Annotated in this window: 13 protein-coding genes; 9 read left to right on the forward strand and 4 right to left on the reverse strand. The window is 65.0% G+C overall.

The features are described from left to right. The first annotated feature begins 117 nt into the window (after positions 1-117). From RMCN_RS19790 to RMCN_RS19800, 3 genes are read left to right on the forward strand one after another with little or no spacing between them, the layout of a single operon-like run. Positions 118-759 (forward strand): hypothetical protein, encoded by a 642-nt coding sequence (locus RMCN_RS19790; protein ID WP_064413915.1) that lies wholly within the window; start codon positions 118-120, stop codon positions 757-759. Further along, positions 759-938: a (2Fe-2S)-binding protein gene (locus tag RMCN_RS19795; protein ID WP_082680857.1), complete on the forward strand. Its 180-nt coding sequence runs from the start codon at positions 759-761 to the stop codon at positions 936-938. The genes RMCN_RS19790 and RMCN_RS19795 overlap by 1 nt, the downstream gene beginning before the upstream one ends. A 12-nt stretch (positions 939-950) precedes the next feature. After that, positions 951-1,709, forward strand: a complete 759-nt coding sequence (locus RMCN_RS19800) for an SDR family oxidoreductase (RefSeq protein WP_064413914.1) — start codon at positions 951-953, stop codon at positions 1,707-1,709. Positions 1,710-1,771: 62 nt separating this feature from the next. Here the strand turns inward: RMCN_RS19800 and RMCN_RS19805 are convergent, their stop codons facing one another. Beyond that, positions 1,772-2,614: an SDR family oxidoreductase gene (locus RMCN_RS19805; RefSeq protein WP_067392743.1), complete on the reverse strand. Its 843-nt coding sequence runs from the start codon at positions 2,612-2,614 to the stop codon at positions 1,772-1,774. A gap of 97 nt (positions 2,615-2,711) precedes the next feature. Between RMCN_RS19805 and RMCN_RS19810 the strand changes: the two genes are divergently transcribed. Beyond that, a complete protein-coding gene (locus tag RMCN_RS19810) occupies positions 2,712-3,797 on the forward strand; it encodes an NAD(P)H-dependent amine dehydrogenase family protein (protein ID WP_067392746.1) in 1,086 nt (361 codons plus the stop codon). 16 nt (positions 3,798-3,813) lie between these two features. Here the strand turns inward: RMCN_RS19810 and RMCN_RS19815 are convergent, their stop codons facing one another. Together RMCN_RS19815 and RMCN_RS19820 are read right to left on the reverse strand one after the other, a co-directional pair. Beyond that, positions 3,814-4,866 carry an NAD(P)H-dependent amine dehydrogenase family protein gene (locus tag RMCN_RS19815; RefSeq protein WP_064413911.1) on the reverse strand — a complete coding sequence of 351 codons (1,053 nt, stop codon included), beginning with the start codon at positions 4,864-4,866 and terminating at the stop codon, positions 3,814-3,816. A 12-nt stretch (positions 4,867-4,878) separates the two neighbouring features. Next, complete coding sequence (locus RMCN_RS19820; RefSeq protein WP_067392748.1) at positions 4,879-6,117, reverse strand: cytochrome P450; 1,239 nt, start codon at positions 6,115-6,117, stop codon at positions 4,879-4,881. A 125-nt stretch (positions 6,118-6,242) separates the two neighbouring features. Between RMCN_RS19820 and RMCN_RS19825 the strand changes: the two genes are divergently transcribed. Beyond that, a complete protein-coding gene (locus RMCN_RS19825; protein ID WP_067392751.1) occupies positions 6,243-7,331 on the forward strand; it encodes a dihydrodipicolinate synthase in 1,089 nt (362 codons plus the stop codon). Between the two features lie 36 nt (positions 7,332-7,367). Here the strand turns inward: RMCN_RS19825 and RMCN_RS19830 are convergent, their stop codons facing one another. After that, the gene (locus tag RMCN_RS19830; protein WP_064414041.1) at positions 7,368-8,513 is read right to left on the reverse strand and encodes an ABC transporter substrate-binding protein; all 1,146 of its coding nucleotides are present in this window, start codon (positions 8,511-8,513) and stop codon (positions 7,368-7,370) included. Positions 8,514-8,586: 73 nt separating this feature from the next. Here RMCN_RS19830 and RMCN_RS19835 point away from each other — a divergent pair, with 73 nt between their 5' ends. The 4 genes from RMCN_RS19835 to RMCN_RS19850 all read left to right on the forward strand — a co-directional run bounded on the left by RMCN_RS19835 (position 8,587) and on the right by RMCN_RS19850 (position 12,773). Next, a complete protein-coding gene (locus RMCN_RS19835) occupies positions 8,587-9,219 on the forward strand; it encodes a TetR/AcrR family transcriptional regulator (RefSeq protein ID WP_064414040.1) in 633 nt (210 codons plus the stop codon). A gap of 121 nt (positions 9,220-9,340) precedes the next feature. Continuing rightward, complete coding sequence (locus RMCN_RS19840; RefSeq protein ID WP_067392754.1) at positions 9,341-10,129, forward strand: SDR family oxidoreductase; 789 nt, start codon at positions 9,341-9,343, stop codon at positions 10,127-10,129. A 28-nt stretch (positions 10,130-10,157) separates the two neighbouring features. Continuing rightward, on the forward strand, positions 10,158-11,612 hold the full coding sequence (locus tag RMCN_RS19845) for an aldehyde dehydrogenase family protein (RefSeq protein ID WP_067393085.1): 1,455 nt from the start codon (positions 10,158-10,160) through the stop codon (positions 11,610-11,612). Continuing rightward, positions 11,613-12,773 (forward strand): NDMA-dependent alcohol dehydrogenase, encoded by a 1,161-nt coding sequence (locus tag RMCN_RS19850; RefSeq protein ID WP_067392756.1) that lies wholly within the window; start codon positions 11,613-11,615, stop codon positions 12,771-12,773. It abuts the gene before it with no gap. Positions 12,774-12,917 lie beyond the last annotated feature (144 nt).

A 12,917-nucleotide genomic window follows, 5' to 3' on the forward strand; every position in this document is an offset into this window, starting at 1 on the left:
CGCCGAGCGCCCGCGTCGCAGTCGTCTACCGTCACAAACGCCCGTATGAGAATATGAATTCTCGCATCGAGGAGAGGTCGGGTGCGACTGCAGAGAACGGGATCGAAGGAGGCGGCAATGGCTCCAGCCGCCGTACGCAACTTCATCTTCGCCGTCGAGTTCCGGATCGCCGAATCCGAGCGCGTGGGACCGGTGCTCGCGCAGCACGAGGAAAGTCTTCGCGATCTCGGCGCGCGGTATGCGTTCGTGTACGAGTCGGTGGTCGACCCCGGGAAGGTTCTGGTCGTCATCGGGATCCGAACCGAGCGGCCGCTGCTCGACCTCCTCCGCTCCCCGTACTTCTTCGACTGGTTCGACGCGGTCGGCATCGAAGATCTCCCCGCCGTCTTCGCCGGCGAAGTCGTCGAGCGATTCGACCTCGGCGAGCCCCCCGAGCCGGGTACCGAGGTGGTGGTTGCCGCCGTCACCCGGGTCCAGAACGTCGAGGTCTTCATGGCTCGCGTGCGCGAATCACTCGCCGACTTCGACCGCTCAGGAATTCGCCGAACACTCGTGTACCGCGCCTTCGACACCCCTCGCGAAGTGCTCTTCCTTCATCAGCTTGCGACGGCCCGTACGGCGTTGCAGTGGATCGCGGACTCCGACATCGCTTCGGAGTGGCTGACCTCCGCCGGCGTCGGCGCATATCCGCCGGTCTTCGTCGGGCGGTTCGTCCATGCGATGCGGCTGGCCGAGACGGCCGGGACGGATCTGCATTGATGTATGTCTGCTTGTGTCTCGGCATAACGATCGAGGCGGTCTCCGATGCCGTCGCCTCAGGCGCCAGGACGTCGCGTCAGGTGTCCGACGCCTGCGGTGCCGGATCGGACTGTGGCAGGTGCCGACGAACGATCCGCTCGATCATCAAATCCGCGGAAGCGGAAACACAAATCAGGTAGGAGAAGCACGGCATGAGCGATCGACACTCCAATATCGAGGGCGCGCGGATGCTCGTGATCGGCGCATCCTCGGGCATTGGTCACGCGCTTGCGCGGGCGGCTCACACCAGGGGTGCCCGTGTCGCGCTCGCGGCCAGACGGGTCGAGCTCCTGTCCGGGCTGGCCGAAGAGCTCGACGGTTCCGCGCACGAGCTCGACGTCTCCGATCCACGCGCGATCGAGCGGGTCGTCGACGAGGTGGCCACGACGTTCGGCCACCTCGATGCGGTGGTGTTCACCAGCGCCGTGGTGCCGTTCGCGTTGATCGAGGAAACCGACGTCACGACGTGGTTGCACGCCTACGCCGTCAACGCGGTGGGCGCATCGCATGTGCTGCGTGCCGCGCTCCCCCACCTCGCCGACGACGCGGTCGTGCTCGTTGCGTCCAGTCACGATGTCGGTAGGCCACGCGCGGGCGTCGCGGCCTACCACGCCAGCAAGGCCGCGCTGGACGAGATTCTGCGATCATGGCGGGCCGAGCATCCGGAACTGGCCGTCATCCGTGTCAGCGTCGGCCCGACGGAGGGCACCGAGATCCTCCGCGGGGCGGACCGGGACCTACTGGCCGATCTTTACCGGGCCTGGGCACAGGAGGGTCAGATTCCGGCGAAGATGTCCGCCGTCAACGACGTGGCCAACGCCATGCTGTCGTTGATCGCCATGTCCCGCGCCAATCCCACGGTCGTGAGCGACATCGTGCACCTGGCCCCCCGCCTGAGCGCCGGCCGATAGACGTTGCCAGTCGGGGGATTTGGATTCGGCGGCTGGGCTCCATCGGGGGTGCGAGGGAACGGTCAGCTGTTCTTCGACATCTCTGCGGCGGCCGTGTCGGCCCACTGCGCGTGGTGCCGGCCCATCGTCATGGCGCCGTTCCACCCGCCGTCGGTCCACAGCACCTCACCGCCGACATAACTGAACCGCGGGCTGCCGAGACAGACCAGCGGCCAGGCTTGTTCCTCGGCAGTCGAATAGCGTCCGACCGGTCCGACCGCCTCATCGACGGTCTCCTTGCCCATCAGGTTCTGGAAGGCCGGCATCATCGCCGTCTCGGTCGGGCCGGGGTTGATGCAGTTGATGCGGATGCCGCGGCGGCCGAGTTCGGGATACCACCAGCCCACCCACGCATCGATGATGTACTTCGAGTAGGCATAGCCGCTCCACGACCACAACTTTTCGTTGGCGGTGAGCCATTCGACAGCGGCCTCGAACCCCTTGGTTTCGAGCAGGCCTGTGATGACCTTGATGTGGTCCTGCCAACCGATCGCGGCCGACGATGAGATCACGCTGATCGCCGACCCTTCGGGCATCTTCGGCACGAGCTGCTCGGCCAGGTGACGTGCCCCGACGAAGTTGACCAGAATCGTGTCCCATTCGCTGAACGGCGGACCGGGCAGCCCCGCACAGCTGAAGAGCCCGTCGACGGGGCCGTCGATGGACGCAGCGACCTCTTCGATGCTCTTGGCGTCGCGCAGATCGATCTGTAGCGCGCGGGCAACGGGAACGGTCGTCGGTTGGATGTCCAGGGCGGTGACCGTCGCACCGAGATCGGCGAGGATTTGCGCGGTCGCCTGGCCCATGCCCGACGCCGCACCTGTTACAACCACCGACTTGCCCCGGTACCTCAGCACATCGTCCACGGCGCGCTCCTGTAGAGAATTTCATTTACCGATTGTGAGAACCTACGTTATCACCGGTGTACTGTCGCACTGTGACGGTTTCGAACGGGGCCGCCCCATGACCGCCGGCAGCCGCCCACTGCGGATCATTCAATGGGCCACCGGCGCTGTCGGCTCCGAAATGATCACCACCATCCTCGATCACCGCCCCGACCTCGAGTTGGTCGGAGCCCGCGTGTATTCCGACGCCAAGAACGGGGTCGACATCGGGACCCTGGTCGACAGAGCCCCCATCGGCGTCACCGCCACCACTGATGTCGCCGCAATCCTCGAGTTGGACGCCGACCTCGTCTTGTACGCACCGTCTTTCACCGACCTCGACGATGTCTGTGCGTTGCTCGAGAGCGGAAAGAACGTGGCAACGCCGTCATTTCTGTTCCACCCTCGGCGCATTCCCGAGGCCGACCGGGACAAGATCCTGGCGGCGTGCGAGAAGGGCAACAGCACCATCCACGGCAGTGGGCTCAACCCGGGCAATCTGTCTGGTGTGCTGCCGCTGGCGCTGTCGGGCATGAGTCGCACGATCGATCGCCTGACGCTCCAGGAGAGGGCCGATTGGACGCTGTGGGAGAGCACCGGAATCACCTTCGATGGAATGTGGTTCGGCCGACCGGTTGACGAGGTGACCCCCACGGCCAACACGTACCTGAGTTTTCTGACGAAGCTGTTCGTCGAGCAGACCTGGTTCATCTCCGACAGCTTGAATGCCGACATCGACGACGTCTCGGTGACCCTGGAAACGGTGCCGGCAACCAAAGACCTCCAGGTCTTCGATCACGTGGTGCGGCAGGGCAGCACGGCCGGACAGCGCTGGAATTTCATCGGACATCGGAACGGTGAACCGTTGATCGAATTCGAAACGCTCTGGACCGTCGGCGGTGAGTATCCCGACCACTGGCCGCAACCGCTCGATGGCTGGACTCTGACCATCGAGGGCGATCCCTCAATGCGCACGCACTTCTTTCCGCTGGCCAGCTTCTCGCGCGAGGCGTCGATTGAGGAGCACGTCCGCGCGGGCCTCATCACGGTGGCGATGCAGGTCGTCAATGCCATCCCGGCGGTCTGCGCGGCGCCCGCAGGGTTCGCGACGATGGCGGACCTGCCACTCATTCGCAGCTACACGGGATTCGGCAACAAGCCCTGACATCGCTCGGCGTCAGTTAGCCGCTGCGGCTGGTCCAGTGCGCGACAAACGGCGCGATGACCGACAGGTCATACAGCCCCGGCTCAGCCGCGATGACCGTGGGTATCGCGTTGATCGCATGCATCGCGGTGGCCAGGCACCCCTGTTCGGCGTGGTCTTCACCGCGGGAACCGATTTCGAGGTGTATTCGCATATTCGGCTCACCCTCGAAGGCGAGCTCGTATCCAATCTCGTTCGGCCAATGCGGGGCCAGATCGTCAGCCATGCGGGTGAGATGCTCGACCGATATCGTCGTCTCGCCGCAGTCGACGACCACGCCGAACCGCATGGCACCGACGGTGCCCGAGGGGATCTCACCCGCGGCGACGGTCAGCGCGCGCGGCGTCGTCACGACCTCACGGAAGCCCTCGACCGCACGGATTCGCAGGCCGAGCGCCTGAGCAAGCACCGTCGCGCTACCGATCCATGCACTCGCCGCGTACTCGGCGTTGGCGAGCAGTGGGGTTGTGTCGTCGGGTGCGTGCCCGAAACCCATGGCATTGAAGATCAGGTCGTGACTGGCGTAGGTGGAGTAGTTGAGCACTTCGCGGACGGTGATCCGGTTCGTCTGCTGTGTGAGCCGCGACAGTAGGGGCGCGATCGACTCGCCGAAGAAGCCCGGGTACAGGCCCACCCCGAGGAACGATGATTTGCCTGCCTCACAGGCATTTTCGATGCCGTCGGCCAGCGAATCGTGCAGTGAGCGCGGATGGATGAACCTGCTGCCCGTGGCGACAACATCCTTCCCCGAGGCAAGCAGATCGCAGACGTCAGCGAAGCAGCCCGGGGTGTCGGTCTCGACCTTGCCCATGTAGAGCACCACGTCGGCGTCGGTGGCGATGATGGCGTCGCGGTCGTCGCTGGTGACCACTCCCGCCTCGCCGACGCCGCACAACGTGCCCGCGTCGACACCGGCTTTTGCCGGATCGTAGACACGAACACCGACGACCGTGAGATCGGCCCTGCCGAGGATGTGGCGAAGCGCCATCATCCCCGTCACTCCGGTCGCCCACTGAATCACTCGCGTCATACGGTCGCTACCTCAATCCCACACGACGTCAAGTCGAGGGGGCGAGCGGAACATCGTTCCGGTGATGTAGGGCGCCGGCGCGTCGGGATCGAGCCGCAATCCGGGTAATTCGTCGAACAACGCGTTGAAGATCTTCGTGGTCTCGAGCCGAGCCAGATGCATGCCCAGGCAGACGTGGGCCCCGTGCGCGAACCCGATGTGCGGCTTGCGTTCCCGGAAGATGTCGAATTTCTCCGGTTCGTTCCACCGTGTTACGTCGTGGTTCGCGCTACCGAGGCTCAGCATCATCGTCGCGCCTTCGGGTACGCGAACTCCGCCGATCTCGGTGTCGCAGGTGACCTCGCGCATGAAGTTGAGCAGGGGGGTTTCCCAGCGGATGCCTTCTTCGATGGCCTGCGGCAGCAGGGTGCGGTCGGCGCGAACCGCGTCGAGCTGATCGGGATGGGTCAGCAGTGCGTAGGCCAGGCTGGCGGTCGAGCGTGATGTGGTCTCGGCGCCGGCGGGCAGCAGGTTGCGCATGAAACCGTAGATCTGCTCGTCGGACATCTTCACGCCGTTGACCTCTGCGGCCGCGAGGATGGACACCATGTCGTCCCTGGGCTCGTTGCGCCGGTCGGCAAGGATCCCGACGAAATACTCCTTCATCTTCGCCGATGCCCGCATCGCGCAGTCCATGTCGCCGCGGAAGCCCAGTAGGTCGATCGCCAGCCGGTGGAAGTGCAGGACATCGGAATCGGGAAGTCCCAGTAGGGCTGCGATCACCCGCACCGGAATCGGCATGAACACCGCGTCGACCAGGTCGGCACGCTTGGCGTCCTTGATTTTCGCGATTGTTCGGTCGACCAGCGGGCCGACGAGTTCGGTATCCCAACGCTTCATCGATGAGCGAGCGAAGGCGAACTCGTGGAGCTTGCGGTAGATCGCGTGTTCGGGGTCCTGCATCTCGAGGATGGTCGGGCCCTGCAGTGGCCGCACGACGTCCTCGTAGCAGCGGGTGCTGAAGGTGATGTTGTCGGTGAAGATCGCCTTGACGGTGTCGAACGTGTACGCCGTGAAGGTCGGCGGGCCGTCTCCCGAATTGCCGATCATGCCCATCTCGGGCCACCCGGCGTGCACCGGCGCCTGCGCGCGCAGCTCCTTGAGGAAGGGATACGGGGTGGCGTCACCGTCGGCGCCCATGCCTGCATTGAATTTGTCTTGGGCGTCTCGAATGCTCTGCTCGAGATCCTCGACGCTCGCCGGCTCGAACATGCGACGACTCCTCACTGCGGATCGGCCGCTATCAACATACACCCTGGTGGTTGCCGACCTCCATCATGTACGTTGGGCCGAAGCCAAGCCATTGTCTCAGCGAAAAGCACACCGGGAGCGTTCGATTGGTAACTCGAGTCGTTCAATGGGCCACGGGCGCCGTCGGTCGCGCGGCGCTGGCGGAACTCATTGAGAACCCTGATTATCAATTGGCCGGGGTGCTGGTGTACGACCCGGCGAAGGCCGGTCAGGATGCCGGGTCGCTTTGCGGCCTTCCGGCGAGCACCGGCGTGCTCGCTACCACGGACAAGAACGAGATCTTCGGACTCGGCGCTGACGTCGTCATCCATGCCGCCAGCAAGGCCCATGCCGTCGACACCAACGCCGACGACATCTGCCGACTGCTCGCGGGGGGCACCGACGTCATAACGACGACGTCCTACAACCACCTGCCCACCTACGGCGCCGAGACTGAAGCGGCCTTCGCGGAAGCCTGTCGCGCGGGACAGTCCCGATTCCACGCCGCGGGCGAGAATCCGGGCTTCATGTTCGAACGCCTGGTGGCGACCGTGACGGGGCTGAGCAAGACGATCGATCGAATCGACCTCTACGAAGCGACCGATGTTTCGGCGGTCGACAGCCGACCCATGCTCGTCGATCTTATGGGCATGGGCAGACCGCCCGAGGACGTCAGCGTGGACTCGCCGATCATCAAGAAGCTCGACATGGCGTACCGCCAGGCGCTCAACGCCACCGCCGACGTTCTCGGCGTCACGCTCTCGCACGTCGAGGTGTCCGTCGACGCCACCACGCTTCCGCACGACCTCGAGGTGCTGGCGGGCACCATCGAAGCGGGAACGGTCGTCGGCCAACGGTTCTCATGGGTCGGACACTGGTCAGGCCGCCCCTTGTTGGCGATTCACGAGGAATGGGTGCTGACGCGCGATCTACCCCAGTGGGGACTGAAGCCGCTGGCCGCCGGAGAGAAGGCGCCGTTGATCCGCGCCGTCATCAAGGGCGAACCGAGTTTCGAGCTCGCACTCGACGTCGGCTGGGACGGCCAGGTGCCCAGCGGACAGCACGCCCAACCGGGGCATCTGATGATCGCGATGGGCGCTGTCCGGGCGATCCCCTACGTGAGGGCCCAGCCGCCGGGGATCGTCACGGCGCCGGTGTTCGGTGCGATCCAGCTGGGTAGCCAACGCCGAAACTGAGCCTGCGGGAAATTCGCGCCATCGTCGGGCACAAGCTCAGTCTCGGCGGATACCGACCGCGCGCGAAATGTTGTCGCTCGGCGCCGCGTGGAATACGTGTCCGCTTCCATCCGGCAGCACCCGCCGCGCGATCAGGTAATCGGAGCCCAGCCAACCCTGCCTGATGTAACGGCCGAACCGGAGGAAGGTACCCGGGGCTCCGCTCGCCGACGGCACGAGCTTCACCTGCTCGATTCCCTCTTTGACCCCTCCGCCGGTCAGCGGCCTCGCCGCCGCCAGACCCCGCGCGATCACGGTCGCGACGTCGTGGCACAGGCCCGGCATCGAGTGCGCCGGCCGGCGGCCGTAACGCGCTTCGAATCGGTCGAGGAAGGCCTGCCCGACATCGTTGCGCTCGTCGTAGCTGTCGAGACCGACCCAGCCGCGCAGGTGGCGCATCCACTCGGCGTTGATGTGCGCCATCTCGAACGCCGTCGTGGTGTAGCGCGGCGGATCCCAGCCGGCACTCTCCAGGGCGTCCGAGAAGCCCCACAACCCGTGGCCGAAGCCAACGTGGACAAGGGCATCGGGACCGGTGGCCCGGAGTTCGGCGACCACCGCCGCCTTGTCCGCTTCGACCTGCGGGATGGCCGCCGTGGCCACGACCTTCAATCCCGCTGCGGAATAAGCCTTCTCGGCGAACGTCAGATACTCCTTGCCGATGAGAGAGGCCTCATATGCGATGGCGATACGCGACCTTTCATCGCCGAGCATCACCGCGGCGAGCATGACGGGCTCCTCGGGCATCGACCCGTTGTTGAGCGCGAACGTCCACTCCCCGAGCGCCTCCTCCGATCCCGACAGGATGAGATTCGGGACCGTGGCGACCCGGTTGGCGTGCGCGGACAGCGGCACCGCGTTGTCGGAGACGTACGGGCCGAAAATCACCAGGCAGCCTTCGGCGACCAGCTCGTCGTAACCGCGTTCGACGGCGTGGTACGTGCCGTTGGGCAGGCCGATGACGTCGCGGCGTACCACCTCGATCGGCCGGTCGACGAGCCCGGCGGATACCGCTTCGTCAAATACCAGCCGTAGCGTGTCGAGCGTGTCGTCCTCGGTGCCGGACCTGGTCGGATAGTCGTTGAGCAGGCCGACTTTCAGCGGGGCGACCGATCCGTACGCGCGAACACCTTCGTCTGCCACATCCAGCAACATACAACATGCAGGTTATCTGGCAACGCTAACCTACACCGTGAATGTTGCTACCATGCTCGGCATGGCCAAGCGTGGTGGCACGGACTCCGAACGACGTGCTCGCGGAGATCAAACCCGTCGCCATCTCATCGATGCCGGGCGCATCCTGTTCGTGCAGAAGGGCTACTTCAACACCAGCATCGGCGACTTGGTCGAGACCTCGGGCGTCGGCACCCGCGGCGCCTTCTATCACCACTTCAAAGACAAGGCCGAACTCTTCCGCGCGGTGTTCGAGGAGGTCGAGCGGGACCTCACATTGCGCTCGCTGTCCTCCCCGCCGCGCGGCGCGGACTCGTGGGAACGCCTCTGCGCCGGTCTTCACGGCTTCCTCGAGTCGGCGCTCGAACCCGAGGTGCAGCGCATCATGTTGGTTGACGGACCCGTCGTCCTGGGCTGGCGGACCCTGCGCGCGATCCAGGAGGACAACAGCATCGCGTTGATCAACGAGATGGTGCGCAATGCCATCGCCGAAGGCAGCATCGACGATCTGCCCGTTGCCGAGCTCACGCACATGCTCGTCGCATCGCTCGAGGAGGGCGCGCTCCTGGTGGCACACGCGAAAAGCCCCGGCCGAGCACGCGGTCGTGCGGCACGGATCCTCGACCGGCTTCTGCTCAGCTTCGCGACGGAGCCGCGCAAGGTGGTCAGGCGGTAGTAATGATCAATTCGCGTCTCGGGGTGATCGCCTACCGTACGGAAATGAGCGTTTCCGTTTTTGATTATCGTTCTTCTACCAGACTGATAATGTTGCTTCGCCCTCGTCTCAAGGAGATCTGATGTCAGACGCGCCATCACTGCGAGTCGCCGTAGTCGGAGCGTCCGCGGGTCTCGGCCGCTGCATCGGTATCGGGCTCGCGAAGGAGGGCGCCCGGGTCGCGTTCCTCGCGCGGCGTCGTGACCGCCTCGAGAACGCCGCCAAGGAGGCGGGCAGCGGTGCGGTAGCCGTCGCGTGTGACGTCACGGACGCGGACGCTTGCGAACGCGCGATGACAGCCGTCGTCGAAGAATTCGGTGGTCTCGACGCCCTCGTCTACACGACCGGCGTCGGCGTCCTCGCCCCGCTGGCCGAGGTGACGGGTGAGCAGTGGGCAAATCTATTCGCCACCAACGTCACCGGCGCCTCACTCATCACCGCGGCGGCGGCAACTCACCTGGCCGCCAACGCGGGTTCGGCGGTGTACCTCTCGTCGCTCAGCGCTTCCTATTCCGCCCCATGGCCCCTGCTGGGTGCCTACGCCGTATCGAAGGCGGCGTTGGACAAATTGGTCGAGGCCTGGCGCATCGAACACCCGAACATCGGCTTCACCCGCCTGGCGGTCGGCGACTGCTTCGGCGGTGAGGGAGATTCCCAGACCGAGTTCAACAAGACCTGGGATCCGCAGGCGCTCGAGAACGCCATCCGGTTCTGGATGGACAACGGTTACATGCAGGGCGGTCTCGTCGAGGCCGATCACCTCGTTGACGTCGTGCACAACGTACTTCGTTGCGGTAACAGCAGTTTCATTCCCTATCTGACATTGGCTCCCAGACCGTCGGGCGCCGTGGCCGAACTTCGACAGTGGTGAAGGACACCCGGTGACACACGAATCACGCATGCTCATCGACGGCAAGCTCGTCGAATCCGAAACGGGCCGGCAGTTCGACAACATCAACCCCGCGACCGAGGAGGTTCTCGGGGGCACCGCCGACGGCACCCGTGCCGACATGGAACGGGCGGTGGCGGCCGCCCGCCACGCCTTCGACCACAGCGACTGGTCGCGAGACGGTGAAGCCCGGGCCGCAGGACTGCGTCAACTGCAGGCGGCGCTGGAGGCCGAGCGCGAGGAGATCCGCGGAGAGCTCATCGCAGAGGCGGGCTGCCCACTGCTGAGCACCTTCGGACCGCAGCTCGACGTTCCACTCAGAGAGGCCTTGAGTTGGCCGGCCGATATGATCGCCGAGTTCCCCTGGAAGCGAACGCTTCCCGACAAAGACGCCTTCGGCATGGGCACCCTCGCCGCACGTGAGGTCTGGAAGGAACCCGTCGGGGTGGTCGGCGTCGTCACGCCCTGGAACTTCCCAATCGAGATCATCCTCAACAAGATCGGGCCGATCCTGGCGATGGGCAACACGATGGTGCTCAAGCCGGCTCCCGATACGCCCTGGAACGCCACCCGTATCGGCCGGATCATCGCCGAGCAGACCGACATTCCGCCGGGAGTGATCAACATCGTCACCTCGTCGGACCATCTGGTCGGCGAAGTGCTCTCGACCTCTCCCCTCGTCGACATGGTGGCCTTCACCGGGTCGACGGTGACGGGGCGACGCATCATGAAGGCGGCCGCCGACACCGTCAAGCCCACATTCCTCGAACTCGGCGGCAAGTCGGTGTATCTGGTGCTCGACGACGACGGCGACATCAGCGCAACAGTGGGCGGCAGCGCGTTCATCTCCATGCACGCCGGGCAGGGCTGTGCCATGCCGACCCGCCTGCTGGTGCCCAACAGTCGCTACGCCGAGGCGGTCGAAATCGTCAAGGTCGCGATGGAGAAGAACAAGTACGGTGACCCCACCGACCCCTCCGTGCTGCAAGGCCCCCAGGTATCGAAACGCCAGCAGGACAGGGTGATGGGCTATATCGAGAAGGGCAAGCAGGAAGGGGCACGGGTCGTCACCGGCGGCAACATTCCGGCACACCTCGAGAAGGGGTTCTTCGTCGAGCCAACTGTTTTCGCCGACGTCGACAACCGGATGACGATCGCCCAAGAGGAGATCTTCGGCCCGGTGCTGTCGGTCATCGGATTCGACGACGACGACGATGCGGTGCGGATCGCCAACGACTCCATCTACGGATTGTCGGGGGTGGTGTTCGCCAACGACTTGGACCGTGCCAAGTCCGTAGCCGGCCGGATCCGTACCGGGACCCTCGGAATCAACGGCGGTCTCTGGTACGGCGCGGACGCCCCGTTCGGCGGTTACAAGCAATCCGGTGTCGGACGGCAGTGCGGCATCGAAGGCCTCGAAATCTTCACCGAAACCAAAACTGTCGGCTGGCCGAAGGAGTCGTAGATGAAGACACGAGCGGCCGTGTTGCGCGGAGTGGGCATCGACTGGGAAGTCACCGACGTCGAGCTGGACCCGCCCCGCGCAGGCGAGGTTCTGGTCAAGATGGCGTACGCGGGGATCTGCCATTCCGACGAGCACTTCTACACCGGCGACAGCGTGCCGAGCCCGGAGATGGAAGAGCTGATGCGCGCGTCCGGCGTGCCGGTGCCCGAATGGTTCCCGATGCTCGGCGGCCACGAGGGATCGGGCGTCGTCGAAGAGGTCGGCCCTGAGGTGAAGACGCTCAAACCCGGTGACCACGTGGCGATCTCGTTCTTCCCCGCCTGTGGGACCTGCCGTTGGTGCGTGACCGGACACACCTATTTGTGCGACGTCGGCGCCGACATCTACAGCAAGGCGATGACCACCGACGGCACGTGCAGACGCCATGTCGGCGACGAAGACCTGATGGCGATGATGCAGGTCGGCACCTTCTCCGAGTACGTCGTGGCGTCCGAACGCTCGCTGGTGAAGGTCAACGACTGGATCCCGCTGGAGGCTGCGTCCCTCGTATCCTGCGGCGTCACAACGGGTTTCGGTTCTGGCTCCGTGGCGGCGGGAACCCAACCCGGTGACACCGTCGTGGTGGTGGGAGTGGGGGGCATCGGCATGAACGCCGTGCAGGGCGCGAGAGTCGCCGGCGCCAAGCACATCGTCGCCGTCGACCCGAACGAGTTCAAACGCGAGATCGCGCCCACCTTCGGGGCGACGCATACCGCCGTCGATGCCGGCGCGGCGCTGGAACTGGTCAAGGAGATCACCTGGGGTGTGATGGCCGACCGTGTCGTGCTGACACCGGGTGTGGTGCCGGTCGACCTCGTGATGGTGGCGCTGATGCTGCTGCGCAAGGGCGGCACCTGTGTGCTCACCGGCATGGCGAAGGTCAGCGACCTGATGGTTCCGCTGAGCCTGCCAGACATGGTGAGTTCGTGTAAGACCCTCAAAGGGGTCCTCTACGGCGAGATGAATCCCCGCGAAGCCATGCCCAGACTGCTGTCGATGTATGAGGCCGGCACTCTCAAGCTCGACGAATTGGTCACGCAGAAGTACAAGCTCGACGACATCAACGAGGCGATGAAGGATCTGCGATCCGGAAGCAACATCCGCGGCGTCATCGCTTTCTGAACGAGCGGTGCGGCGTCTTTTCAAGACAACGCCGGGCCAGTGCAGGGTAGAGTCGCTTTCATCAGGGGCTGAGCCCACGCCCTCCCAATGATGTGCCTGTCTGCAGGGGTGTGATGCTTTCCAGTTCCGACGTCGCTTTGCACG

The sequence above is a fragment of the Mycolicibacterium novocastrense genome (assembly GCF_001570485.1).
In the GTDB taxonomy this organism is placed as follows: Bacteria; Actinomycetota; Actinomycetes; order Mycobacteriales; family Mycobacteriaceae; genus Mycobacterium; species Mycobacterium novocastrense.

Excerpts from the sequence above, each read along its gene's own strand:
- RMCN_RS19790 (WP_064413915.1), top strand. The coding sequence starts at position 118 with ATGGCTCCAGCCGCCGTACGCAACTTCATCTTCGCCGTCGAGTTCCGG.
- RMCN_RS19795 (WP_082680857.1), top strand. The coding sequence starts at position 759 with ATGTATGTCTGCTTGTGTCTCGGCATAACGATCGAGGCGGTCTCCGAT.
- RMCN_RS19800 (WP_064413914.1), top strand. The coding sequence starts at position 951 with ATGAGCGATCGACACTCCAATATCGAGGGCGCGCGGATGCTCGTGATC.
- RMCN_RS19810 (WP_067392746.1), top strand. The coding sequence starts at position 2,712 with ATGACCGCCGGCAGCCGCCCACTGCGGATCATTCAATGGGCCACCGGC.
- RMCN_RS19815 (WP_064413911.1), bottom strand. The coding sequence starts at position 4,866 with ATGACGCGAGTGATTCAGTGGGCGACCGGAGTGACGGGGATGATGGCG.
- RMCN_RS19820 (WP_067392748.1), bottom strand. The coding sequence starts at position 6,117 with ATGTTCGAGCCGGCGAGCGTCGAGGATCTCGAGCAGAGCATTCGAGAC.
- RMCN_RS19835 (WP_064414040.1), top strand. The coding sequence starts at position 8,587 with ATGGCCAAGCGTGGTGGCACGGACTCCGAACGACGTGCTCGCGGAGAT.
- RMCN_RS19840 (WP_067392754.1), top strand. The coding sequence starts at position 9,341 with ATGTCAGACGCGCCATCACTGCGAGTCGCCGTAGTCGGAGCGTCCGCG.
- RMCN_RS19845 (WP_067393085.1), top strand. The coding sequence starts at position 10,158 with ATGCTCATCGACGGCAAGCTCGTCGAATCCGAAACGGGCCGGCAGTTC.
- RMCN_RS19850 (WP_067392756.1), top strand. The coding sequence starts at position 11,613 with ATGAAGACACGAGCGGCCGTGTTGCGCGGAGTGGGCATCGACTGGGAA.